At 59.9% G+C, this 23,691-nt stretch carries 15 protein-coding genes; 5 read left to right on the top strand and 10 right to left on the bottom strand.

Annotated features, from left to right (window positions below; all coding sequences use genetic code 11):
• Together ACA055_RS07185 and ACA055_RS07180 are read left to right on the top strand one after the other, a co-directional pair.
• A complete protein-coding gene (locus ACA055_RS07185; RefSeq protein WP_497682999.1) occupies window positions 1–558 on the top strand; it encodes a peptidylprolyl isomerase in 558 nt (185 codons plus the stop codon).
• 93 nt (window positions 559–651) lie between these two features.
• Complete coding sequence (locus ACA055_RS07180; protein ID WP_497682998.1) at window positions 652–2,484, top strand: ABC transporter ATP-binding protein; 1,833 nt, start codon at window positions 652–654, stop codon at window positions 2,482–2,484.
• A gap of 126 nt (window positions 2,485–2,610) precedes the next feature.
• On the opposite strand, the gene ACA055_RS07175 is transcribed toward ACA055_RS07180, so the two are convergent.
• Entirely contained in the window at window positions 2,611–3,735 is a 1,125-nt protein-coding gene (locus ACA055_RS07175; RefSeq protein WP_497682997.1) for a GNAT family N-acetyltransferase, read from the bottom strand.
• 283 nt (window positions 3,736–4,018) lie between these two features.
• Here ACA055_RS07175 and ACA055_RS07170 point away from each other — a divergent pair, with 283 nt between their 5' ends.
• Window positions 4,019–5,308 (top strand): putative porin, encoded by a 1,290-nt coding sequence (locus ACA055_RS07170; protein WP_497682996.1) that lies wholly within the window; start codon window positions 4,019–4,021, stop codon window positions 5,306–5,308.
• 151 nt (window positions 5,309–5,459) lie between these two features.
• Here ACA055_RS07170 and ACA055_RS07165 read toward each other — a convergent pair whose 3' ends face one another.
• From ACA055_RS07165 to aceK, 3 genes are all read right to left on the bottom strand, one after another.
• Window positions 5,460–6,581 carry a beta-ketoacyl-ACP synthase III gene (locus tag ACA055_RS07165; protein ID WP_497682995.1) on the bottom strand — a complete coding sequence of 374 codons (1,122 nt, stop codon included), beginning with the start codon at window positions 6,579–6,581 and terminating at the stop codon, window positions 5,460–5,462.
• A 311-nt stretch (window positions 6,582–6,892) separates the two neighbouring features.
• Window positions 6,893–10,804 (bottom strand): ATP-dependent RNA helicase HrpA, encoded by a 3,912-nt coding sequence (hrpA, locus tag ACA055_RS07160; protein WP_497682994.1) that lies wholly within the window; start codon window positions 10,802–10,804, stop codon window positions 6,893–6,895.
• Window positions 10,805–10,990: 186 nt separating this feature from the next.
• Window positions 10,991–12,709: a bifunctional isocitrate dehydrogenase kinase/phosphatase gene (gene aceK, locus ACA055_RS07155; protein WP_497682993.1), complete on the bottom strand. Its 1,719-nt coding sequence runs from the start codon at window positions 12,707–12,709 to the stop codon at window positions 10,991–10,993.
• Window positions 12,710–13,289: 580 nt separating this feature from the next.
• Between aceK and ACA055_RS07150 the strand changes: the two genes are divergently transcribed.
• Window positions 13,290–14,465 (top strand): polymorphic toxin type 44 domain-containing protein, encoded by a 1,176-nt coding sequence (locus ACA055_RS07150; protein ID WP_497682992.1) that lies wholly within the window; start codon window positions 13,290–13,292, stop codon window positions 14,463–14,465.
• 523 nt (window positions 14,466–14,988) lie between these two features.
• On the top strand, window positions 14,989–15,897 hold the full coding sequence (locus ACA055_RS07145; RefSeq protein WP_497682991.1) for a DMT family transporter: 909 nt from the start codon (window positions 14,989–14,991) through the stop codon (window positions 15,895–15,897).
• A 123-nt stretch (window positions 15,898–16,020) separates the two neighbouring features.
• Here the strand turns inward: ACA055_RS07145 and ACA055_RS07140 are convergent, their stop codons facing one another.
• The 6 genes from ACA055_RS07140 to ACA055_RS07115 all read right to left on the bottom strand — a co-directional run bounded on the left by ACA055_RS07140 (window position 16,021) and on the right by ACA055_RS07115 (window position 23,485).
• The gene (locus ACA055_RS07140; protein WP_497682990.1) at window positions 16,021–17,601 is read right to left on the bottom strand and encodes an aldehyde dehydrogenase (NADP(+)); all 1,581 of its coding nucleotides are present in this window, start codon (window positions 17,599–17,601) and stop codon (window positions 16,021–16,023) included.
• A gap of 42 nt (window positions 17,602–17,643) precedes the next feature.
• Window positions 17,644–18,639, bottom strand: a complete 996-nt coding sequence (gene araD1, locus ACA055_RS07135; protein WP_497682989.1) for an AraD1 family protein — start codon at window positions 18,637–18,639, stop codon at window positions 17,644–17,646.
• A gap of 51 nt (window positions 18,640–18,690) precedes the next feature.
• A complete protein-coding gene (locus ACA055_RS07130; RefSeq protein WP_497682988.1) occupies window positions 18,691–19,866 on the bottom strand; it encodes an L-rhamnonate dehydratase in 1,176 nt (391 codons plus the stop codon).
• A gap of 313 nt (window positions 19,867–20,179) precedes the next feature.
• Complete coding sequence (locus tag ACA055_RS07125) at window positions 20,180–21,184, bottom strand: 4-hydroxythreonine-4-phosphate dehydrogenase PdxA (RefSeq protein WP_497682987.1); 1,005 nt, start codon at window positions 21,182–21,184, stop codon at window positions 20,180–20,182.
• Window positions 21,181–22,152 (bottom strand): amidohydrolase family protein, encoded by a 972-nt coding sequence (locus tag ACA055_RS07120; protein WP_497682986.1) that lies wholly within the window; start codon window positions 22,150–22,152, stop codon window positions 21,181–21,183. The genes ACA055_RS07125 and ACA055_RS07120 overlap by 4 nt, the downstream gene beginning before the upstream one ends.
• A complete protein-coding gene (locus tag ACA055_RS07115; protein WP_497682985.1) occupies window positions 22,145–23,485 on the bottom strand; it encodes an MFS transporter in 1,341 nt (446 codons plus the stop codon). Before ACA055_RS07115 ends, ACA055_RS07120 begins: the two co-directional genes overlap by 8 nt.
• Window positions 23,486–23,691 lie beyond the last annotated feature (206 nt).

Genomic DNA, 23,691 nt, shown 5'->3' with positions numbered 1-23,691 from the left:
ATGCTGAAAAAAATCGCCCTCGTCGCTGGCTCCGTTCTGTTTGCCGCCAACCTGATGGCCGCCACGCCTGCCAAGGCGCCGCACGTGCTGCTGGAAACTACCAATGGCCAGATCGAAATCGAACTGGACGCGGTCAAGGCCCCGATCAGTACCAAGAACTTCCTTGAGTACGTGGACAGCGGCTTCTACAACAACACGATTTTCCACCGCGTGATTCCGGGCTTCATGGTCCAGGGCGGTGGTTTCACTAAAGAAATGAAGCAAAAAGACACCAAGGCGCCGATTACGAACGAATCGAAAAACGGCCTGCATAACGTCCGTGGCACCTTGTCGATGGCCCGCACCTCTAACCCGAACTCGGCCACCAGCCAGTTCTTCATCAACGTCAAGGACAACGACTTCCTCGACCAGGGTGACGGTTATGCGGTGTTCGGCAAAGTCGTCAAAGGCATGGACGTGGTGGACATTATCGTCAACTCGCAAACCACCACCCGCGGCGGCATGAAGGACGTGCCGGCCGATCCGGTGTTCATCAAGTCGGCCAAGCGCATCGACTGAGACTAAGCTGGACAGGGATGTCAGAGCCGTTGCCGGTGATGCCGGCAACGCTCAAACCGTTTAAAGGAGAACCCGTGCGCGGGTGAAAAACCAATGCTTTATCGCCGTTTTGAAAAACTGATCGACATATTCCGTGATGCCCCGACGGCAGCGCCGCCGAGCCAGGTTCTTTCCTTCTATACCTATTACCTGAAGCAGGTCTGGCCGATCTTCGCCGTTTTGTTGATCGTCGGCCTGTTTGGTGCGCTGATCGAAGTGGCGCTGTTCAGCTATCTGAGTCGCATCATCGACTTGACCCAGGGCACACCCAACGTCGACTTCTTCAAGATCCACGGCGTAGAACTGGCCTGGATGGCCGTGGTCGCGCTGGTCCTGCGGCCGCTGTTTCTCGCGCTGCATGACATGCTGGTGCACCAGACCCTGAGCCCCAGCATGACCAGCATGATCCGCTGGCAGAATCACAGTTACGTGCTCAAACAGAGCCTGAATTTTTTCCAGAACGACTTCGCCGGGCGCATCGCCCAACGCATCATGCAAACCGGCAACTCGCTGCGCGACTCAGCGGTGCAAGCCGTCGACGCGCTGTGGCACGTGCTGATCTATGCGATCAGTTCGCTGGTGCTGTTTGCCGAAGCCGACTGGCGCCTGATGATCCCGCTGCTGACGTGGATTGCAGCGTATATCGGCGCCCTCTGCTACTTCGTGCCACGGGTGAAAGAGCGCTCGGTGGTGTCATCCGATGCGCGCTCCAAGCTCATGGGGCGGATCGTCGATGGCTACACCAACATCACCACCCTGAAGCTGTTCGCCCACACCAATTTCGAGCAGCAGTACGCCAAGGAAGCGATCGAAGAACAGACGGTAAAAGCCCAACTGGCCGGCCGCGTGGTCACCAGCATGGACGTGGTCATTACCAGCATGAACGGCCTGCTGATTGTCGGCACCACCGGCCTGGCGCTGTGGCTGTGGACGCAATCGCTGATCACCGTGGGCGCCATTGCCCTGGCGACTGGCCTGGTGATCCGCATCGTCAACATGTCCGGCTGGATCATGTGGGTGGTCACCGGTATTTTCGAAAACATCGGCATGGTTCAGGACGGTTTGCAGACTATCGCGCAACCGGTCGGCGTCACTGACCGCGAGCAGGCCAAACCTCTGGCGGTAGCCCGTGGCGAAGTGCGTTTCGAGCACGTGGATTTTCACTACGGCAAGAAGAGCGGGATCATCGGCGACCTCAACCTGACCATCAAGCCAGGCGAGAAAATCGGCCTGATCGGCCCGTCCGGCGCTGGCAAATCGACCCTGGTCAATTTGCTGCTGCGCCTCTATGACGTGCAAAGCGGGCGAATCCTCATCGATGGCCAGAACATCGCCGAAGTCGGCCAGGAAAGCCTGCGCGAGCGCATCGGCATGATCACCCAGGACACGTCCCTGCTGCATCGCTCGATCCGCGACAATTTGCTGTACGGCAAACCCGACGCCACCGACGCAGAACTCTGGGAGGCGGTGCACAAGGCCCGCGCCGACGAGTTCATCCCGTTGCTGTCGGACTCCGAAGGCCGAACCGGTTTCGATGCGCATGTCGGGGAGCGCGGGGTAAAACTCTCCGGCGGCCAGCGTCAGCGGATCGCCATCGCCCGAGTGCTGCTCAAGGACGCGCCGATCCTGATCATGGACGAAGCCACTTCGGCGCTGGATTCGGAAGTCGAAGCGGCGATCCAGGAAAGTCTGGAAACCCTGATGCAGGGCAAAACCGTGATCGCCATCGCCCACCGGCTCTCGACCATCGCCCGGATGGACCGGCTGGTGGTGCTGGAAAAAGGCAAGATTGCTGAAACCGGCAGCCACGCCGAACTGCTGGCCCATGGCGGTTTGTACGCACGGTTGTGGCAACACCAGACGGGCGGGTTTGTCGGCATCGATTGACGCCTGAACACCACTGACCCTGTGGGAGCGGGCTTGCTCGCGAAGAGGGAGTGTCAGTCAGCATCGTTGCTGCCTGAATCCCCGATTTCGCGAGCAAGCCCGCTCCCACATTTCATATCCAAAAAATCAGTCTTGCCGGTAGGGCAACGCGGTCCTCGCTTCCTCGGCATACGCCAGTACGCCAACGCGTTCCTGGTGCAGGAAGTCTTTGACGGCGGCTTTCAGTCCGGGATGGCGCAAGTAGTGCCAGGAATGAGTAATCACCGGTTCGAAGCCACGAATCAGCTTGTGCTCGCCTTGAGCTCCGGCATCGAATCGCTGGAAGCCGTTGGCAATCGCGTAGTCCATGCCTTGATAGAAACAGGTCTCGAAGTGCAGACGGTCGAACTCCGCCAGGCACCCCCAATATCGCCCGTAAAAGCTGTCACCGCCGACCAGGCTGAACGCCATCGCCACCGGCCGTGAACCCTGTTTGGCCAGCACCACACGAATCGATTCCGGCATGCGCTCGGCCAACAGGCTGAAAAAATCCCGCGTCAGATAGGGTCGTTGCCGACGCACTGCGTAGGTATTGGCATAGCAGGCGTAGACAAAATCCCACTGTGCCTGATCCAGTTGCCTGCCTTCAAGCCACTCGAACTCAATTCCCTGCCCTGCCACTTGCTCGCGCTCCTTGCGCATCTGCTTGCGTTTGCGCGAACTGAGGACGTCGAGGAAGTCCTGAAAATCCCGATACCCACGGTTCTGCCAGTGGTACTGACAACCGACTCTCTGCAACCAACCGGGCTGTTCGGCCAACGCTGCGTCGGTGAACGGGTCGGTGAAGTTGATATGGGCACTGGAGAGGTCTTCGATTTCCAGGTAACCCGGCAGGCTTTTCAGTAACTCGAAGCCGTCTTCCACTCGGGCCGCCAGCAATCGCGGCCCAGTGACCGGGCTGAACGGCACGGCGCTTAGCAACTTGGGGTAGTAATCAATATCGGCACGCTCGCAGGCATCGGCCCAGGCGTGATCGAACACGTACTCGCCGTAGGAATGCCACTTGCGGTAAGCGGGCAATGCGGCGATCAGCCGACCGCCCTCAATGTGCAACAAATGTTCGGGCTGCCAGCCGGAATGAGGGCTGACACTGCCACTGTCCTCCAGCGCACTGAGAAAGGCATGGCGCAGAAACGGCTGAGCATCCGGAACCAAGGCATCCCAGGTGTGCGGACCGATATCGGACAGACTTTCCAGACGTTGCAGCGGCATCAACTTCCTCCCCACTTCTTTGCGTGAACGCCCTGCGAGTATCGCTTATCACCGTGTGCTCCACACGCTCTATCCGACCGCAGCGCTCTGCAAAAGGGTGTTGACGTTGATTTGTATCGTCATCGAGACGCCATCACTTTGCCACTGCTCTGTCATAAACCATCGCGATACTGGCGCCAGTTTTTAGAGCGCTGGGTTCTAGCCCGGCCACTGTTTTCCGTCCGTCAACGGTCGGTTGTGCCCTGGATGGCTCAGTCATCCCCTCTCATCTTCGGAGATTGATATGCGTCTTGCTTCCACGAAAACTGCGGCGGCCCTGTGTGGTGGCCTGCTTCTGGCCATGAGTGTTCCGGCCAGCGCCGCAGTCGACGCCAAACTGCTCGACATGCTCAAGGCGAACGGCTCGATTACCAACGCGCAGTACAGCGAACTGCAAGCCGAGCTGGCGAGGGATCAGAAAGAGCAGCAAATCGCCCGTCAGGCTCAGCAAGAAACCAACGAGCAAATCGCGGCGACTGCGAAGAAAACCAATGAGCTGAGCACCTTCGACCAGAAACTGGCGTGGGCTGCCAAGACCCAGTTCAAGGGCGACGTTCGTTTCCGCCAGGAAACGGTCAAGAACGATGGTGTTTCCAACACCGGCGACCAGGATCGTCAACGTATTCGTGTCCGCCTGGGTGCCTACACCGAAATCAACCCGCAAGTGGACACCGGCATTCGTATCGCCACTGGCAGCGACAACGATCCTCGCTCCACCAACCAGAGTCTGGACAACAACTTCACCAAGAAGGACATCTGGCTGGACCAGGGCTACGTGGACTACCACCCGACTGCCATCAAGGATCTGCACTTGATCGGCGGCAAGATGCCGCAACCCTGGGTGAGCACCGGCGACATCATCTGGGATAGCGACATCAGCCCGGAAGGTCTGGCAGCGACTTACAAGCATTCGCTGGGCGGCGTCGAGCTGTTCGGCAGCGCCGGTCACTACACGCTCAAGGACAACGTTGACGGCGAAGGCAAGCAGTTCCGTCATGACCTGCGCCTGTACGCTGGCCAGTTGGGCGCGCGCTTCGCTCTCACCGATAACCTGAAAATGACGCTGGGTGGCAGTGTCTACGGTTATGACAACGACAACGACACCACCACCCTGGCCGTCAACGGTAACAGCGCGGGCGAAGAGTTCAAACTGTACGAAGGCTTCGGTCAGCTCGACATCGGCGGCCTGCCAATGCCGCTGTCGCTGTACGGCCAAGTCGTCAACAACGACGATGCCAGCAACGATCAGGACATGGGCTGGCTGGCCGGCGTCAAGACCAAGGTCTTTGGCTTCGGCGTGGACTACAACTATCGCGACGTACAGCGTAACGCGGTGGTCGGCGCCTTCACCGACTCCGACTTCGCCAACGGTTTCACCGGCTCGCGCGGCAGCAAGTTGAAAGTCAGCTACGAGTTGGACAAGAACTTCGCCCTCGGCGCGACGTACTTCATGGCTGACTCCGACTACACCAACGCCACCTTGCGCGACTCGAAGATCAACACCCTGCAACTGGATGCAGAAGCCAAGTTCTGATCCCCGCTACACGGCTCGGGCAAGGAAGCCCGAGCTGCATTTACACACTCGCGTTGGTGTATCGGTCCCCATCATCCGTCCGATACAGCAACGCGAGTTTTTTTGTGCAAAAAAAAAGATCGTCCGAACCCGGACGATCTTTTAGGCGAACTCAGCGCTTGCGCAGAATCACACTACCAATCGAGTAACCCGCGCCGAACGAGCTGAGCACCGCCAGCGAACCGGCCGCCAGATCATCCTGATGCTTGTGAAACGCAATCACCGAACCCGCAGAGCTGGTGTTGGCGTAGGTGTCGAGAATCACCGGGGCTTCTTCTTCGGTGGCTTCGCGACCCAGCAATTTCTTGACGATCAATTGGTTCATGCTGAGGTTGGCCTGGTGCAACCAGAAGCGCTTCACGTCACCGACGTTGAGCTGATTTTCTTCCAGGTGCGTAGCGACCAGTTCGGCAACCATCGGGCACACATCGCGGAACACTTTGCGACCTTCCTGGACGAACAGTTTGTCCTTGGCGCCGATGCCCTCTTCCGCCGCGCGGTTGAGGAAGCCGAAGTTGTTACGGATGTTGTTGGAGAACTTGGTCAGCAGTTTGGTGCTGACGATGTCGAACTGGTAGTTGGAAGTCGCCAGGTCAGCGCGTTCAATGATCACAGCAGTGGCGGCGTCGCCGAAGATGAAGTGACTGTCGCGGTCGCGGAAGTTCAGGTGACCGGTGCAGACTTCCGGGTTGACCATCAGGATCGCCCGGGCCTGGCCTAGTTGCACGCTGTTGGCGGCGGTCTGAATGCCGAAGGTCGCCGAGGAGCAGGCGACGTTCATATCAAAACCGAAACCCTGGATGCCCAGCGCTTCCTGGACTTCAATGGCGATAGCCGGGTAGGCACGTTGCAAGTTGGAGCAAGCGACGATCACGCCGTCGATGTCCGCGGCGGTCTTGCCGGCGCGCTGCAAGGCTTGTTCGGCTGCCCCGATGGCCATCTGGCAGAGCACCGACCATTCGTCGTTGGAACGCTCCGGCAAGCGTGGCGCCATGCGTTGCGGGTCGAGGATGCCGTCCTTGTCCATGACAAAACGGCTTTTGATGCCCGATGCTTTTTCGATAAACGCCGCGTTGGACTCGGTCAACGCTTCGATTTCGCCGCGCGCGATAGCGTCGGCATTGTCGGCGTTGAACTGCGTCACGTAAGCATTGAAAGATTGCACCAGCTCTTCATTGGAGATGCTGTTGGCCGGGGTGTACAGGCCGGTGCCGCTGATGACGACGTTATGCATGGTCGTTTCTCTAATCTGTTCAGGCAGAAAGCGTTGGTACCGACGTACCAACGCACAAAGGGATCTATTCCCGTCACGGGAAGCAAATCCTGGCATCGCTTTATTCCGATCCGCCCGAACCTGTAGAGGCTCAAAACCGCGGGGCCGGCGTTTATAGGCGCGAAGTTTGCCATAAACGTTAGGTTTTGGCGCCTTTTGCGAGCGCTGCGGCGTACCTGATGTGAGCGGGCTGGCTCGCGAATGGGCCGTCAGCTTCAACATTAATGTTGACTGACACGACGCCTTCGCGAGCAAGCCCGCTCCCGCAGGGTTTATGGCTCGACTTGCGTCCATTGTTTGTTCAGGCGCTTGTCGGAGATGGGCACCCTGGTCCCCAACTGCTGGGCGAACAGCGAAACCCGGTATTCCTCCAGCCACCAGCGGTAGAGTTCCAGCTGCGGATCGCGCTTGCCTTCCTGAGCATGCTTGTTGGCACGGGTCTGGTATTGACTCCAGAGACCGGACAATTCGCCACTCCAGACCCGATCCCTCTGCACCTGAGCACCGATTTTTTCGAAGCGCTGCTCGACTGCTTTCAGATAGCGCGGCAGTTCCTTGAGCCACTGCATCGGCGTTTCGCGCACGAAACCCGGATAGACCAGATGACTGAGCTGCTGCTTGATGTCGTTCAGCGCCACGGCTTGCGCCAGGTCGATCTTGCCCTTGAAGCGCTTTTGCAGGCCGTGCCAGAGCTTGAGAATCTCCAGCGTCAGCTTCGCCAGCCGCTCGGCATGTTCGGTCCAGCCGCCACGCTTGCGCTCGGCCAGTGATGCCAACCCGGCGCCATCGCGCGGCAACGGGTCTTCGCCATCGAGGATGCAGCTGTCGAGACTGGCCAGCAGAATGTCCTCCACCAGAGCATCAATACGCCCCAGCTCGCGATACATCAGGCCCAGTTCGGTCAGCCCCGGCAACTTGCCGCGCAGGAACTTCGCCGGTTCGGCCAGTTGCTGCATCAGCAGACGCTGCAAGGCGCGCCGATGCTGGAACTCGGCTTCGGCCGGGGTCGAGAAACGCCCTTCCTTGACCGTACCGCTCTCTTCCACCAGCGCCGGATAAACCGTCATCGACAGCCCGGCGATCTTCTGTTGAGTTTTCTCGGCGACGGCGGCAAAGACTTTCGGCTCGACCGGCTGCTGGTTTTTCGCAGTTTGCGGAACAGCCAACGCCGCTTGGCTGGCCTCGGCAAAGCGTGCGGTCAGTTCCGCCAGATCTCGTCCTTCGCCAAGGAACTTGCCTTGGCCGTCAACGATTTCCAGGTTCATCCGCAAATGACTTTCGACCTGCTGCGCCGCTTCGGCCCAGGCTTCGTCGCTGACCCGCGCCCCCGTCATGCGCAGCAACTCGCGGCCCAACGCCTGAGGCAATGAGCCCTCGGCAAAGGTCATGCGCTGCAACGCCGCTTTGACGAAGTCCGGCACCGGCACAAAATTCTTGCGCAGGGCCTTGGGCAGGTTACGGACCAACGCGATGCACTTGGCCTCGATCACGCCGGGCACCAGCCATTCCAGACGTTCCGGCGGCAGCATCGGCAACAACGGCGCCGGCACGCGCAAGGTCACGCCGTCGCGCGGGTGATTCGGCTCGAAGTGATAGCTCAGCACCAACTCCAGATCACCGATGTGCAAGGTGTCCGGGTAATGCAGAGCGGTGACTTCACTGGCCTCGCGGGCCAGCACGTCTTCTTCGCGCATGATCAGCAGCTGCGGGTCTTTCTGGCTGTTGACCCGGTACCAGCTGTCGAAGGTCGCAGTCTGGTGGATTTCCGCCGGCAGTCGCGCGTCGTAGAAGGCGAACAGGGTTTCTTCGTCGGCGAGGATGTCGCGACGACGGGCCTTGGCTTCCAGTTCGTCGAGCTGCTCCAACAACTGCGCATTGGCCGACAAACATTTGGCTTTGGATTGAATCTCGCCGCGCACCAAACCTTCGCGAATGAAAAATTCACGAGACACCACCGGATCAATCGGCCCGTAATGCACCGGCCGGCGACCGACCACGATCAGCCCGAACAGGGTGATCTGCTCGAACGCCACGACCTGGCCGCGCTTCTTCTCCCAATGGGGTTCGAAGTGGTTTTTCTTGATCAGGTGCCCGGCCAGCGGCTCGATCCAGTCGGCGTCGATCTTGGCGACCATGCGCGCATAAAGCTTGGTGGTTTCCACCAGCTCGGCAGCCATCAGCCATTGCGGACGCTTCTTGCCGAGGCCCGATGACGGATGAATCCAGAAGCGCCGCTGACGGGCGCCGAGGTAATCACCGTCTTCGGTTTTCTGGCCGATCTGACTCAGCAGCCCCGACAGCACGGCTTTGTGCAGTTTCGGGTAATCCGCCGGCTCTTTATTGAGGCTCAGCTGCATGTCGCGGCAGATCAGGCTCAACTGGCGATGGGAGTCGCGCCACTCGCGTAAACGCAGGTAATTGAGGAAGTTCTTGCGGCACCAGTTGCGCAATGGACTCGCCGTCAGCGCCTGGCGCTGTTCTTCGAAACCCCGCCACAGATTGACCAGCCCGGCGAAGTCCGAGTCCACGTCCTTCCACTGCGCGTGGGCCTGATCGGCGGCTTGCTGACGCTCCGGCGGGCGCTCGCGCGGGTCTTGAATCGACATGGCGCTGGCGACGATCAGCACTTCCTGCAAGCTGCCGAGTTTCGCCGCTTCCAGCAGCATGCGGCCCATGCGCGGGTCCACCGGCAGCCGCGCCAACTGGCGACCGAGCGGGGTCAGTTGACTGTTGCGATCCACTGCCGAGAGTTCTTGCAGCAGGTTGAAACCGTCGCTGATGGCCTTGCCATCCGGCGGCTCGATAAACGGAAAATCGGTGATCTCGCCCAGGCGCAGATGCAGCATCTGCAAAATCACCGCCGCGAGGTTGGTACGCAGGATTTCCGGGTCGGTAAATTCCGGGCGACCGATGAAGTCTTCTTCGCCGTAAAGACGGATGCAAATGCCCGGCTCGACCCGTCCGCAACGGCCTTTACGTTGGTTGGCGCTGGCTTGGGAAATGGCTTCGATGGGCAGGCGCTGGACCTTGGCGCGGTAGCTGTAGCGACTGATGCGCGCGGTGCCGCTGTCGATTACATAACGAATGCCCGGCACCGTCAGCGAGGTTTCCGCGACGTTGGTCGCCAGTACCACACGGCGTCCTGGGTGCGACTGGAAAATCCGCTGCTGTTCCGCCGGCGACAATCGCGCGTACAGCGGCAGGATTTCGGTGTGCTTGAGCTGGGCCTTGCGCAGCATGTCGGCGGCGTCGCGAATCTCGCGCTCGCCAGGCAGGAACACCAGCACATCGCCGGGGCTCTTGCGCTCGCTGCGCTCGAACGCGGCGATTTCGTCGAGGGTGGCGAGGATCGCCTGATCCACAGTCAAGTCGTCCTCGACGCGGTTGCCCTCTTCGTCCTGCTCCAGGGTCAGCGGGCGGTACCAGGTTTCCACCGGGAAGGTGCGACCGGAGACTTCGACAATCGGCGCGTCATCGAAATGCTTGGAGAAACGCTCCAGGTCGATGGTCGCCGAGGTGATGATGACTTTCAGGTCCGGGCGACGCGGCAGCAGGGTTTTCAGGTAGCCGAGCAGGAAGTCGATGTTGAGGCTGCGCTCGTGGGCTTCGTCGACGATGATCGTGTCGTAGCGTTCGAGGTAGCGGTCATTCTGGGTTTCCGCCAGCAGGATGCCGTCGGTCATCAGTTTGATCAGCGTGTTGGAATCGCTCTGATCCTCGAACCGCACCTGATAGCCGACCAGCGCGCCCAGCGGCGTCGCCAGTTCTTCAGCGACCCGGCTCGCCACGCTGCGGGCGGCGATTCGACGGGGCTGGGTGTGGCCGATCAAGCCATGCTGGCCGCGACCGATTTCCAGGCAGATCTTCGGCAACTGGGTGGTTTTACCCGAGCCGGTTTCGCCAGCAATGATCAGCACCTGATGCTTGAGCAGCGCTGCTTTGATTTCGTCGCGCTTGGCGGCGATCGGCAGGCTGTCATCGTAACGAATCACCGGCAGGCTGGCCCGCCGCGCCAGCACCTGATCACAGGACGCCTGCATGCGCGTCACCCACTGGGCCAGTTTGGCCTCGTCAGGTTTTTTGCGCAGCTCAAGCAACTGCCGCCGCAGCCGGTGGCGGTCGGCGAGCATGGCGTGATCGAGGTTTTTCAGCAGTTTGTCGATGGAAGGCGATTCGTCAGTCATCAGGTACGCAAAAGTCGTTTAGTGGCGCAGGGGGCGGATTGTCGCAGATTTTACGACCGCTGCGCGGCCGATCGCGGGCAAGCCCGCTCCCACAGGGTTTTCGGTTGCTCACAAAACTGTGGTTCACACAGGTCCACTGTAGGAGCGGGTTTGCCCGCGAATCGATTGCGCAGCAATCGCAGAGAACTACTCGTTGTCGAGGCCCTTGCGCCGATACGGGAACACATCAATCACCTTCCCCTCCCGAATCGCCTCTTGCAGGCTTTTCCAATAATCAGCGTTGTACAACTCACCATGCAACTGATCGAACAACTTGCGCTGCCCGGAATCGGCAAACAGGAACGGCGGGAATTCCTCGGGGAACACATCCAGCGGCCCGATCGAGTACCACGGCTCGGAGGCCATTTCGTCTTCCGGCGTGCGCGGCTGCGGGATGTGGCGGAAGTTGGCTTCGGTCAGGAAGCAGATTTCGTCGTAGTCATAAAACACCACGCGCCCGTGACGGGTAACGCCGAAGTTCTTCAGCAGCATGTCGCCGGGAAAGATGTTCGCCGCCGCCAGTTGCTTGATCGCCAGGCCGTAATCTTCCAGCGCCTCGCGAACCTGCGCGTCGTTGGCGTTTTCCAGGTACAGGTTCAATGGCGTCATCCGCCGTTCGGTCCAACAGTGGCGGATCAGCACCGTGTCGTCCTCCACCGAGACCGTGGACGCGGCCACTTCCAGCAGCTCCTCCAGGCACGCCGGGTCGAACTTGCTCAACGGGAAGCGGAAATCGGCGAACTCCTGGGTATCGGCCATGCGCCCGACGCGGTCGACGCTCTTCACCAACCGGTACTTCTCGATCACCGTGGCGCGGTCGACGTTTTTCGACGGCGAGAAACGGTCCTTGATGATTTTGAATACGGTGTTGAAACCCGGCAGGGTGAACACGCTCATGACCATGCCGCGCACACCGGGGGCCATGATGAACTGGTCATCGGTGTTGGCCAGGTGATTGATCAGTGCGCGGTAGAACTCGGACTTGCCGTGTTTGTAAAAGCCGATTGAGGTGTACAGCTCAGCAATGTGCTTGCCCGGCAGGATGCGCCTGAGGAAACCGATGAACTCCGCCGGCACCGGCACATCCACCATGAAATACGAACGGGTGAACGAGAAGATGATCGACACATCCGCTTCATCGGTAATCAGCGCATCGATCTGAATCCCGCGCCCTTCGCGGTGCAGCAGCGGAATCACCAGTGGCCATTGTTCGTCCTGGGTGTAGATGCGCCCCACCAGGTACGCGCCCTTGTTGCGGTAGAGCACCGAGGAAAACAGTTCGACACTCAGCTCCGGGTCCTTGCAGACCCAATCCGGCAGGTTTTCGCGCAATTGGGCTTCGAGGCGGCGCAGGTCGCCGGCCAGGTCGGCGTAATCCTCGCTGAAGCGATAGTCGGAAAAAATGCTCGCAAGCATGCCGGACAACTGGCCCTGAGGCTTATACGTGCGGGTTTGCGCAGCGCGAGCCCGGCGCAGGCTTGGCCGGGTGGTGTGGATGAACATGCAGCCGTCGCTGATCAGGTCATGGCTGAACAGCCCGCAGAAGATCGAGTTGTACCAGGTTTCGGACAGTTCATCGTCGAAGCGCAGGTCGATCAGCGTGATGTACGCGCTTTTGACCAGCGGCCAGCAGCTGACGTCCAGCGTTTCGGTGTCAAACGCGATGCGCAGGCGCTCCACCGTTTCGCTGACTTTTTCTTCGTACAGATTGATCCGCGCGGCCGACGCGATTTGCGTCTCCTGCCACTTGGCCTGTTCGAAACGGGCCCGGGCACCGTCGGTGATCTGACGGAAATGCTCGCGGTAATCGTCAAAGCCATCGAGGATCAGTCGGGCGATATCGGCGGCTGGCCATTGCTGCGGCATAGGTGAGACCTCAACGGGAATTCCGGAAGGCCTGAGCTTAGCCAGTGAACCGGGTGCAGGAGAAGCGTAATTTTGCGCCGATGCTGCATCACAGCAGCCACATGAAAACAGGAAAGCGGAGCACTGCAATTCGGAATCGCCCTACAGCCGCTCATTAAACCTCCCGTTAGGGTGCGTTTTCTCGACGAATGTATGGACGCATTTATCATGTGTGGTTGCCCCGCCTGTACTCCCCGCAAACCGACCGCCGAAGACCTGCGCCGTCAAGCGACCGACATACTCCGGTATGAACAAGGGCTGGCCCGCGACGAAGCCCGACGCAACGAACACCGCCCGCAGCCCGTACCAAAGCCCGACACCAAGGGTTGTGTGTTCGCCAAGAGCGGCTCGTTGCCAGACGGCTTAATCAATAACAGCAACCCCGGAGGATTCATCCCCGTAGAGTTGCTGACACAGTACGGAGCCTTTGCAGTGTTGGGCAGCGGTTCAGCGATGCCTGCGGCTGACACGCCGTTAACGTGGATAGGTGGGTCTGGCAGCGCCACGGCACTAACCAGCCGTTTGGGGGGGCACTTTGGCGATGGCCCCGCCGAATCTGAATATCCTCGCCGCTGTACTCATACCGAACACGACCTCACCCGACCGCGCGCTTTATACACTCGATCAATTCGCCATGCTCACCACTGCCAAAACACGGGTGCGGGTTCACGTTGAACACCTCCCAAACGATTCTGTTCGCGCTTACGGGTTCTACACCGGCAAGAACAAAGATTGGGAAAACGTGCCGGTCGTCGCGGCTACGGCAGACGGTGAAAGATTTGTCGTCGAGCTGGTTCAAGGCATCAAACTGATCTGGACACCCGCAACTGAATCAAGCGCCACGGCGAAAATAACCGCCCTGAAAGACGCGCCAACGCTTCCGCCTGTGTGGGTGTACCCGCCAACTGAAACCGCCAACAAGATTCTGGTTAACCCGGTGCATCCGCCGGAGTATCAAGACATGATTGTCTGGTTCCCTGAAACCGCAATCCCGCCGTTCTATATCGCCTTTCGAAAGACTCAAAAGGTCTGCCCTCATCCAGACATGATGGAAGAGTTGGCGAGTTACATTGCTGGGGAGATGAATCGAAACATCCATGATCCGGCTGTTCTGGAGATGAGAAAGTTGATTGACTACGATCCCCGCGCGGCGGCGAAAGAGTATACGGAGTTACCGTTGCTCGCACGCATGAGTGGACCACCGAACTTCGCCAGCATTGCAAAAGCGAAGAAAGTTGCAGCGGCGGCGATATGGACCAAAAAAGTTGGCCAGGACCAAGTGTGGGATCACAAGCCGAAGCTCCGTCGGCTATTCCCCGGTGTGCGTCATAAGCAGGGGCAGTACGATTATTACTACGACATCTGGTTGAACGTCCATTACGGATACGTCGGGATCATCGGTGGGCTTTCAGAAAGTGTGCTACTGGATGGTGCCGAGGCTGAACAGATTGCGTCTGACATCCTGAGAAAAATTGAGGAATTAAAAAATAAACGGAAAGCGGAAAGGACACTTCCCGGCCCTCATCCTTCGGCTAGCCCATGGACCGCTTTGCGATCATGGGACGATGTCGCTGATAGGGTATCGATCAGCATAGGTGTGAAGCTCGCTAACAAATACCCAAACGGCGGAATAACACCAAAAATGGTGATGGATGAAGTGTTGGCAGTAGGACCAAATGATTGGGGAGACGGCGTCAGTGTCCACGACTGCAAATAAAATGAGAAATCAATTTAGATGGTGGTTATTGGTTCCATTGCTGCCTCTGGTAGGGATTGCCATGTGGCAGAGCGTACTACCCACTGTAACCGTCCACTATCCCAAGGAAGGGCGGGAAGAACTGCGATACGTCTGGAACGTCAAGGATCGGATCTACAGGGGGCGCATGCCACCAGGAAGTTCCGTAAGTGACAACGGATATCTATTTCCCAATAGCCAGTTCTTCATGGAATTTTCCTGGAAAAGCGAACTAGGCCGTTGGCATTGCATTAGCGTCACGCCAGAGTGGCCCGAGACACACGTATACCTAGACAAAAACGGCGATATCAAAACCCGAAATGGCACTGACAATGATCGGTTGAAACAATGCGAGTGGGATTTAGCGAGGCCATAGACAGCTTGTAAATACCACGTCCTAAAACCTCAACTTAAGATCGAGCTTGTGGTTTCAATGCCCAGTTAGCGGTTGCGATCGCCAGAACTCTCGGCAACACTCTCGGCCCCATAAAGAAAGGAGTGCACCGTGAACCCCGTCGATATTTTTCGATTGCTGTCGCTGGCGGCGATCTGGGGCGCGAGTTTCTTGTTCATGCGCATCATCGCCCCAGTGATTGGCACAATCCCCACCGCGTTTTTCCGGGTGTCGATTGCGGCGGTCGGGTTGCTGGTGATCCTCGGGCTGATGCGCATCAGCTGGGATTTCAAAGGCAAACTCAAAACCGTGATGCTGCTCGGGGTGATCAACTCCGGGATTCCGGCGACTCTGTATTCAGTCGCCGCGCAAGTGCTGCCGGCCGGCTATTCGGCGATTTTCAACGCCACCACGCCGCTGATGGGGGTGTTGATCGGCGGTCTGTTCTTCCATGAAAAACTCACGGGCGCCAAGCTGGGCGGGGTGTTTCTCGGGCTGTTTGGCGTCGGCATCCTGACGCGTGCCGGTCCGGTGGCGTTCGACATGGAACTGCTGATGGGCGCCCTTGCCTGCTTGCTCGCCACGACCTGCTACGGTTTTGCCGGGTTCCTGGCTCGTCGCTGGCTCGATCACGCGGGAGGTCTCGACAGTCGTCTTTCGGCGGTGGGCAGTATGCTCGGGGCGACTTTGTTTTTGTTGCCATTGTTCGGTTACAGCGTGATCAGCCAGCCGCCGGCGAGCTGGGGCGGCTGGAATGTCTGGTTATCGTTGCTGGGGTTGGGATTGGTGTGTACGGCCTTGGCGTACATTATTTACTTCCGTCTGCTCAGCTCGGTCGGGCCGGTGAAGTCGATGACTACGACCTTCCTGATCCCGCCGTTCGGGGTGTTGTGGGGGGCGCTGTTGCTGGATGAGCCGCTGTCGATGGCGCACATCTATGGCGGGGTGTTGATTGCGGTGGCGCTGTGGTTGGTGTTGAAGCCTGCAGCGGTGAAGTCGGCTGAGGTGTCTGCGCGGTAGTGTTGTGGTGTGGCTGACGGCCCCTTCGCGAGCAAGCCCGCTCCCACATTGGATCTTCGTCGTGACACAGATCCAATGTGGGAGCGGGCTTGCTCGCGAAGGCAATAGTCCAGACACCAAAAATCACAAAGCCTGGTCACTCACCTCCCCATCCAACAACCGCCGAATCCCCAGCGGATTAGCGTTCTGCAACGCCTCAGGCAACAACCCATCCGGATAATTCTGGAAGCACACCGGCCGCAGGAAGCGATCGATAGCCAACGTTCCGACCGACGTCCCCCGCGAATCCGAAGTCGCCGGGTACGGCCCGCCATGCACCATCGCCTCGCACACCTCGACCCCGGTCGGATAGCCGTTGAGCAGAATCCGGCCGACCTTTTCCTGCAACGCCTCCGCCAGCCAACGGTATTCCAACAACTCCTCGGCCTCGCCAATCAACGTCGCCGTCAGTTGCCCGCGCAAGCCGTGCAACGCCGCCGCCAGCTGCGCCTGATCCTCGACTTCAATCACGATGGTGGTCGGCCCGAACACTTCTTCCTGAAGCAGTTCATCGCCCTTGAGCAACAGACTGACGTCAGCCTGGAACACCTGTGGCTGGGCTTGATTGCCCTGTTGCGGTTTGCCCGCCAGGTGCGTCAGCCCCGGATGTTCATGCAGTTCGCCCAGGCCTTTGCTGTAACTGAGCAACGCGCCGGCGTTGAGCATGGTCTGCGCCGGTTGCTGGTTCATGCTGGCGCAAAACGTTTCCAGAAACAGGCTGAACTGCGGTGAACGCAGGCCAATGACCAGACCCGGATTGGTACAGAACTGACCGCAACCCAGCGTCACCGAACCGGCCAGTTGCGCGGCGATCTGCTCGCCCCGCTCCGCGAGAGCTTTGGGCAGCAGGAACACCGGGTTGATGCTCGACATCTCGGCAAACACCGGGATCGGCTGCGGGCGGGTCGCGGCCATGTGGCTCAGGGCATTGCCGCCCTTGAGCGAACCGGTGAAGCCCACCGCCTGAATCGCCGGGTGCTTGACCAGCCACTCACCGACCCCGCCGCCGTAAATCATGTTGAATACGCCGGCCGGCATCTCAGTGCGCTCGGCAGCGCGGATGATCGCGTCCGCCACCCACTCGGCCGTCGCCATGTGTCCGCTGTGTGCCTTGAATACCACCGGGCAACCGGCGGCCAGTGCCGATGCCGTGTCGCCGCCAGCAGTGGAAAACGCCAGCGGAAAGTTGCTGGCGCCGAACACTGCGACAGGTCCCAGGCCGATGCGGTACTGACGCAGATCCGGACGCGGCAACGGTTGGCGGTCCGGCAACGCCCGATCAATCCGCGCCCCGTAGAAATCACCGCGACGCAGAACCTTGGCGAACAGACGCATCTGGCCGCTGGTGCGACCGCGTTCGCCCTGGATACGGCCGGCCGGCAATGCGGTTTCGCGGCACACCGTTGCGACGAAGTCATCGCCCAAGGCATCGATTTCATCAGCGATGGCGTCGAGAAACTGCGCGCGTTTCTCGGCACTCAGGTTGCGGTAGATCGGGTACGCAGCGGCAGCCGCGTTGGCGGCAGCGTCCACTTCCGCCTCAGTGGCCTGGAAGAAACTGCCGGGCAATGGTTCGCCGGTTGTGGCATCCAGGCTTTGCAGTTGCAGCGTTCCGTTGGCGCTGCGACGACCGCCGATGTAGTTGTGTCCAAGTGGCAATGTCATGAGTGATTCCTTGACCGGCCAACATCGCCGGTAATTGAAGGCTTAGAGCGCACGAACCTGGCCGATGGCCAACGGCTGGGCGCTTTCGCCAATACCGTTTTCCAGCGGTGCACCGAACTCATCGAGGCTGATCTGAAAACGATCCCCCGGCTGGGTTTTCACGCCGTCGGCAAACGACAATGTGGCAGTGCCGAAGTAATGCACGTGAACATCGCCCGGACGCAAAAACTGCGCGTACTTGAAGTGATGAAATTCGAGGTTGGCAAGGCTGTGGCACATGTTGTCTTCGCCGCTGAGAAACTCCTTTTCCCAGATCGTTTCGCCGTTGCGTTTGATCCGGCTGGTGCCGGCCAGGTGCTTGGGCAATTCGCCGACACGCAGCTCCGGGCCGTAGGCGCAGAAGCGCAGTTTCGAGTGCGCGAGGTACAGGTAATTGCGTCGCTCCATCACATGGTCGGAGAACTCGTTGCCCAAGGCATAGCCGACGCGGTATGGCTGGCCGTCGTCGCCGATCACATAGAGGCCGGTGAGTTCCGGTTCTTCCCCGGCGTCTTCGGCAAACGGTGGTACCGGGAAGTCCGCGCCGGGGCGCACGACGATGCTGCCGTCACCCTTGTAGAACCATTCCGGTTGCGCTCCGACCTGCCCGGCCGCAGGTTTGCCGCCCTCCAGGCCCCACTTGAAGATGCGCATGGTGTCGGTCATGCCAGCTTCGACCGCGCCATCCTGCTGGTGCATTTTGTCCCGCGCCGATGCGCTGCCCAGGTGAGTCAGGCCGGTGCCGCTGATCAGGCAATGGGCCGGATCTTCGTGATCCAGCGGCGGCAGGACTTGGCCCTGCTGCAACAGTTGCGCGTAGTCCGGGCCTGGCTCGGTGCCGCGTTGCGCGACTTCTTCTTGCAGGCTGCGCTGGGCGCGGATCGCCGCGAGTGCCAGTTCACGGGTGCTGCGAGTGTCGCGCAGCACCTGGACCTGTGGACCCTCGACGAGACCGACCTGGCGCTCCCCGGCAGCGTTTTCGAATTGAATCAGGCGCATGTCAGCCCTCCAGAAAGTCGTGGATGGCGCCGCCCGCGCGGCGCCTGAACATCATTCGATGATGTTGAAGTCGCTCAGGTATTCATCGGAGATTTCCAGGCCCAGGCCCGGCTTGTCATCGTCGAGCTGGATGTAGCCGTTGACTGGTTGCGGCTCGCCCTTGAACACGTAGTAGAAAAGCTCGTTGCCGACCTCGACGTCGAACACCGGGAAGAACTCGGCCATCGGCGAGGCGGTGGTGGACATGGTCAGGTGATAGTTGTGCATCTGCCCGGCGTGCGGGATCACTGGCACCGACCAGGCTTCGGCCATGGCGTTGATCTTGCGCGCGGCGGTGATGCCGCCGACGCGGTTGGTGTCGTACTGGATCACGTCGATAGCGCGGCGTTCCAGCAGATCCTTGAAGCCGTAGGAGGTGAATTCATGCTCGCCGCCGGAGATCGGCATGATCCCCATTTTCTTCAGCTCGATGTAGCCTTCGATGTCGTCGGCGATCACCGGTTCTTCGAGCCAGCGCGGTTCGAAATCGGCGAGTTTGGGCAACATGCGGCGCGCATATTCCAGGGTCCAGCCCATGTAGCACTCGAGCATGATGTCGATGTCGGGGCCAGCCAGATTGCGCAGGGCGCGTACTTGCTCGATGTTCTTGCGCATGCCCGCCGGGCCGTCTTTCGGACCGTAGCCGAAACGCATTTTCAACGCGGTGAAACCCTGGTTCAGATAACCCTGGGCTTCTTCGAGGAACAGGTCGAGGTTATCGTTGGCGTAGAGCTTGGAGGCGTAGGTCCAGATTTTTTCCTTGGTGCGGCCGCCGAGCAGCTTGAACACCGGCTTGTTGACCGCTTTACCCATGATGTCCCAGATGGCGATGTCGATCGCCGAGATCGCCGCCATGCCAATGCCTTTGCGCCCCCAGGCGTGGCTCTGGCGATACATTTTCTGCCAGATGTATTCGTTGTCGAACGGGTCCTCGCCAATGGCGATCGGCGCCAGATAGGTGTCGATAATTTCCTTGGCCACACGCGGCGCCAGGGCGCAGTTACCGATGCCGACAAGACCGGTGTCGGTCTCGACTTCCACCACCAGCCAGCCGTGGAAGCGGAACGAGCCCATGGCATCGCCGCGCTCGAACAGGATGTCGCTGGCGTTGGTGCAGAAGTGCGCCTGAGGTGGAACGACTTTGCCTTTCCACTCGAAAACGCGGGTACGGATCGCTTTGATTTTCATGAATACAGTTCCTTGTGCTGCCGGCTTCTTGTAGTTGTTGAGTCGCTGCGCAGAACCGATCGTGTGGCCGGTTGCGGGCATTCGATGGAGCGACTTTAGCCAGCGCAAAGGGGTGGCGGATAATCACTTATGCGTATCCGGCGATAACCTGGGGTGATAGGAAAAATGGATTAATGGGTAGATAGGGTTATCAGGCTTCACACAAAAAAATGTGGGAGCGGGCTTGCTCGCGAAGGCGGCCCGACAGTCACCTTTGCAGTGACTGAAAGACTGCTTTCGCGAGCAAGCCCGCTCCCACAGGAATAGTGTTGTGTCAGTAGCTGTTGGCGCCCATCCGGCAGGCGATTTCGAACGCTTGGCGAATCGCGCCGACATTTGCCTTGCCCTGCCCCGAGATGTCGAACGCAGTGCCATGGGCCGGGGTGGTAATCGGAATCGGCAACCCGCCCTGCACCGTCACCCCTCGCGAGAAGCCCATCAACTTGATCGCGATCTGCCCCTGGTCGTGATACATCGTCACCACCGCATCGAAGGCACTGGCGTCGCCCTGCACCTTGAGGAAAATCGTGTCCCCCGGATACGGTCCTTCGGCCGCGATCCCCAGCGCCTGCGCCGAGCGCACCGCCGGGCCGATGATGTCCAGTTCTTCGCGGCCGAACGAGCCGTTGTCACCGTTATGCGGGTTCAAGCCACACACGCCAATGCGCGGTTTTTCCAGGCCGTTGCGCTTGAGGGCGGTATCGATCAGTTGAATCGCTTCCACCACCCGCGTCTGGCTGAGCATGCCCGGCACGTCGGCCAGGGCCACGTGGGACGTCACCCGTGAAGTCCACAGATTGTCGAGCACGTTGAATTCGCAGAACGGCCCATGGAAATCCAGCAGTTCGGCAAACCAGTGCAGTTCGTCGCTGTGGGCCATGCCGGCCATGTGCAGCGAGGTCTTGTTCAACGGCCCGAAGAGCACCGCATCAGTGGTGCCGATCTCGGTCAGGCGCAGGGCTTTTTCCAGGGTGTCGAGGCTGTAGCGACCGCCGATGACGCTGGCTTCACTGCGGGGGAATTCGCCAATGGTGTCGCCGCGAAAATCGTAGAACAGCGGCGTGTCATCGCGGAAATCCAGCTGATCCAGAGACTCCACACGACGATAAGGAAACTCCGTCCCGGCGATGCGCATGCCGCGGCGCATTTCCGCCTCATCGGCGATCAAAATCACGTTGGCCTGACGGCGCACGTCGGGCTCGGCGAGCAGGCGTGCGATCAGTTCCGGGCCGATGCCTGCCGGGTCACCCAGGACCATGGCGATGGTTGTCTTGTTCATGCTTCACTCCTCAAGGGTTCAGGCCAGGTTCGGTCAATGGCGCAAGGCTCGCAGCGATAAACCCGCTGCGCGTTGCTGTAGAACAGTCGCTCCTGATCGGCCTCTGGCAAATCAGCAACGATGGATTTGAAACCGCTGTAAATGTCGTCGAACGAGCCGCACAGGCTGTCCACGGGGAAGTTGCTGGCGAACATCGCCCGGTCGCTGCCGAATATCGCGATCACTTCGCGCACGATCCAGGCGTTGTTTCTGGCGCGCCACGGCTGACCGCCCTGTCCCAGGCCAGAAATTTTCACCTGCACGTTCGGCCACTCGGCCAGCCGCGCCATCGCCAAACGCCAACCCGCCAGGCCTTCGGCACTGCGATCATTCGGCAGCCCGGCGTGATTGAGAATCAGCGTGGTGCCGGGAAAGTCCCGGGCCAGCCGTTCGGCCTCGTGCAGGTTCCACCAGGGTGTCTGCAAATCGAAATGCAACCCCAGCCCTTGCAGTGAGGCAAAACTGCGGCGCCAGTGTTCGTCGCTCATCAGGCTGCGTACATGGCCAACTTGGGCAGGCGTGGTCGGCCCGCCGGGTTTGTGGCGAACGCTGCGCACATGCTTGAAGCGCGCTTGTTCGGTGAGCACCGCGATGGCGTCCGGGTGATCGAGCCAGGCTTGCGCGACCACTGCATTCGGTACGCCGTATCGCGCCGCCAGTTGTTCGATGAAACGGGTTTCGCCAATCGGATCCTGCGGGTTCCATTCGGTCTCGACGTACACCGTTTGCACCACCCGGTGTTCACCCGCATCGGCGAAGTAATCCTCGGGAAAATAGCGGCGCTTGATCGCGCTGTAATCGCCGTAACGGAACGGGATGTTGGCGTCGGAAGCCAGCCAGGGGTGGTCGTTGATGGCCGGGTCCCAAAAGTGATGATGAGCATCGATGATCGGGCCGTTCCATGCCTTACCGGATAAGCGTTCAGTCATAACGCACCTCATCGAGACTGATGAACAACGTGGCCAGAACAAACACCGCCGAGCACGCCGCGAAGAAGCCCAACACCGGCGCAAAACCACCGGTCATTTGCAGAATGATCCCCACCAGAATCGGCACCGCAATGCCACCGGTACTGCCGGCCATGTTCATCACGCCACCGATCAACCCGACTCGCGCGGGTGCCGCCAGCAACGCCGGGAAGCTCCAGTAGAGGCTGCCCCACATCAAGAAAAACGCGGTCATGGCCAACAACGCCACGGCCGCAAAAGGATCGCTCAGGGTCGGCAGCAACAGGAACGCGCCGAGGGCCACCAGACCGGAAAACGCCAGCAGGCTCTTGACGGCTACACCGCGACTGACGCCTTTGCGGATCAACCCGTCGCAGAGGAAACCGCCGGTCAACGAACCCAGCGCACCGCAGACGAAGATCACGAACGTCGCCGCGCCGATGCCCTTGATATCGAAGCCACGTGCCTGGGCCAGATAACTCGGGCCCCAGGTCAGTAGGCCGAAGTAAACCATCGCCCAACTGGCACGACCGATCAGCAAACCCGTCAGGGAACGTGCGGCAATGCCCAGGCCTTTGACCGGCGCGCGGGCGGCTTCGGCAGCAGGTGTGGCACGTCCGGCGTTGATTTTCTCCAGTTCCGCCGCATTCACCTGCGGGTGGCTGGCCGGATCATCACGCAGATAACGCCGCGCCAGCCAGGCCAGCACCAATGTCGCGATGCCGGCGATCACGAACGCCAGGCGCCACGAATCCAGCGAAGCAATCAAATAAGCAATGATCAACCCGCCAAGCGCCACGCCCAACGGGCTGCCGCTGTCCATCAGCACCGCGCCGCGACTGCGCTCACTCGGGGCCAGCCACAGGGAAATCAGCTTGCCGCCGGAGGGAAACAACGGCGCCTCGGCCGCACCGAGAGCAACCCGCGCAAACAGCAACGACAAGCCGCCGGTCGCAAACGCCGCCAGCACCTGAAACGTGCCCCACAATCCGGTAGACCAGCTGATGACCCGGTGCGGGCCAAAGCGATCAATCATCCAGCCGCCAGGGATCTGCAACAGCGCATACGCCCAGAAGAAGCTGCTGAGAATCAGCCCTTGCGTGCTGGGCGACAGGGAAAACTCATGGGCAATGGTCGGCATCGCGATAGACAGCGAGACCCGGTCGATCAGGTTGACCATGGTCAACGCGAAGATGATCGCAAAGATTCGCCAGCGTACGCTGCTGGCCTTGGTGGCGCCGGTCAGCGGGGTTGCCGCTTCCGCTGGCTGAACATCTGCGCCGGGCAGATGCAGGGAAGCACTGGGACGAGCCATGGTGCGTACCTCTTTTATTATTGTTGTCGATGCAGCTTTCTATGTTTGGAGCAGTGCCGCTCCCTGGCGCCGCTGGTAAGCACTATCGAAGGCTCAGTGATAACCGTCTAATCAAAACTTGAAATAAGGCGATAGCCTCGGGTTATGGCATGCCCTGCTTTCAGGGCGCTTTCAATGGATCGCGTTAACCCGACTTTCCTCGCAAA

This window comes from Pseudomonas sp. LBUM1657 (assembly GCF_059716075.1).
Note: the sequence above shows the minus strand (reverse complement) of the source record. Positions and strands in the feature narration are given on the sequence as shown.

Excerpts from the sequence above, each read along its gene's own strand:
- hrpA (WP_497682994.1), bottom strand. The coding sequence starts at position 10,804 with ATGACTGACGAATCGCCTTCCATCGACAAACTGCTGAAAAACCTCGAT.
- ACA055_RS07120 (WP_497682986.1), bottom strand. The coding sequence starts at position 22,152 with ATGACTGAACGCTTATCCGGTAAGGCATGGAACGGCCCGATCATCGAT.
- ACA055_RS07185 (WP_497682999.1), top strand. The coding sequence starts at position 1 with ATGCTGAAAAAAATCGCCCTCGTCGCTGGCTCCGTTCTGTTTGCCGCC.
- ACA055_RS07150 (WP_497682992.1), top strand. The coding sequence starts at position 13,290 with ATGGCCCCGCCGAATCTGAATATCCTCGCCGCTGTACTCATACCGAAC.
- ACA055_RS07130 (WP_497682988.1), bottom strand. The coding sequence starts at position 19,866 with ATGAAAATCAAAGCGATCCGTACCCGCGTTTTCGAGTGGAAAGGCAAA.
- araD1 (WP_497682989.1), bottom strand. The coding sequence starts at position 18,639 with ATGCGCCTGATTCAATTCGAAAACGCTGCCGGGGAGCGCCAGGTCGGT.
- ACA055_RS07175 (WP_497682997.1), bottom strand. The coding sequence starts at position 3,735 with ATGCCGCTGCAACGTCTGGAAAGTCTGTCCGATATCGGTCCGCACACC.
- ACA055_RS07115 (WP_497682985.1), bottom strand. The coding sequence starts at position 23,485 with ATGGCTCGTCCCAGTGCTTCCCTGCATCTGCCCGGCGCAGATGTTCAG.
- ACA055_RS07180 (WP_497682998.1), top strand. The coding sequence starts at position 652 with ATGCTTTATCGCCGTTTTGAAAAACTGATCGACATATTCCGTGATGCC.
- ACA055_RS07140 (WP_497682990.1), bottom strand. The coding sequence starts at position 17,601 with ATGACATTGCCACTTGGACACAACTACATCGGCGGTCGTCGCAGCGCC.
- ACA055_RS07165 (WP_497682995.1), bottom strand. The coding sequence starts at position 6,581 with ATGCATAACGTCGTCATCAGCGGCACCGGCCTGTACACCCCGGCCAAC.
- ACA055_RS07170 (WP_497682996.1), top strand. The coding sequence starts at position 4,019 with ATGCGTCTTGCTTCCACGAAAACTGCGGCGGCCCTGTGTGGTGGCCTG.
- ACA055_RS07125 (WP_497682987.1), bottom strand. The coding sequence starts at position 21,184 with ATGAACAAGACAACCATCGCCATGGTCCTGGGTGACCCGGCAGGCATC.
- aceK (WP_497682993.1), bottom strand. The coding sequence starts at position 12,709 with ATGCCGCAGCAATGGCCAGCCGCCGATATCGCCCGACTGATCCTCGAT.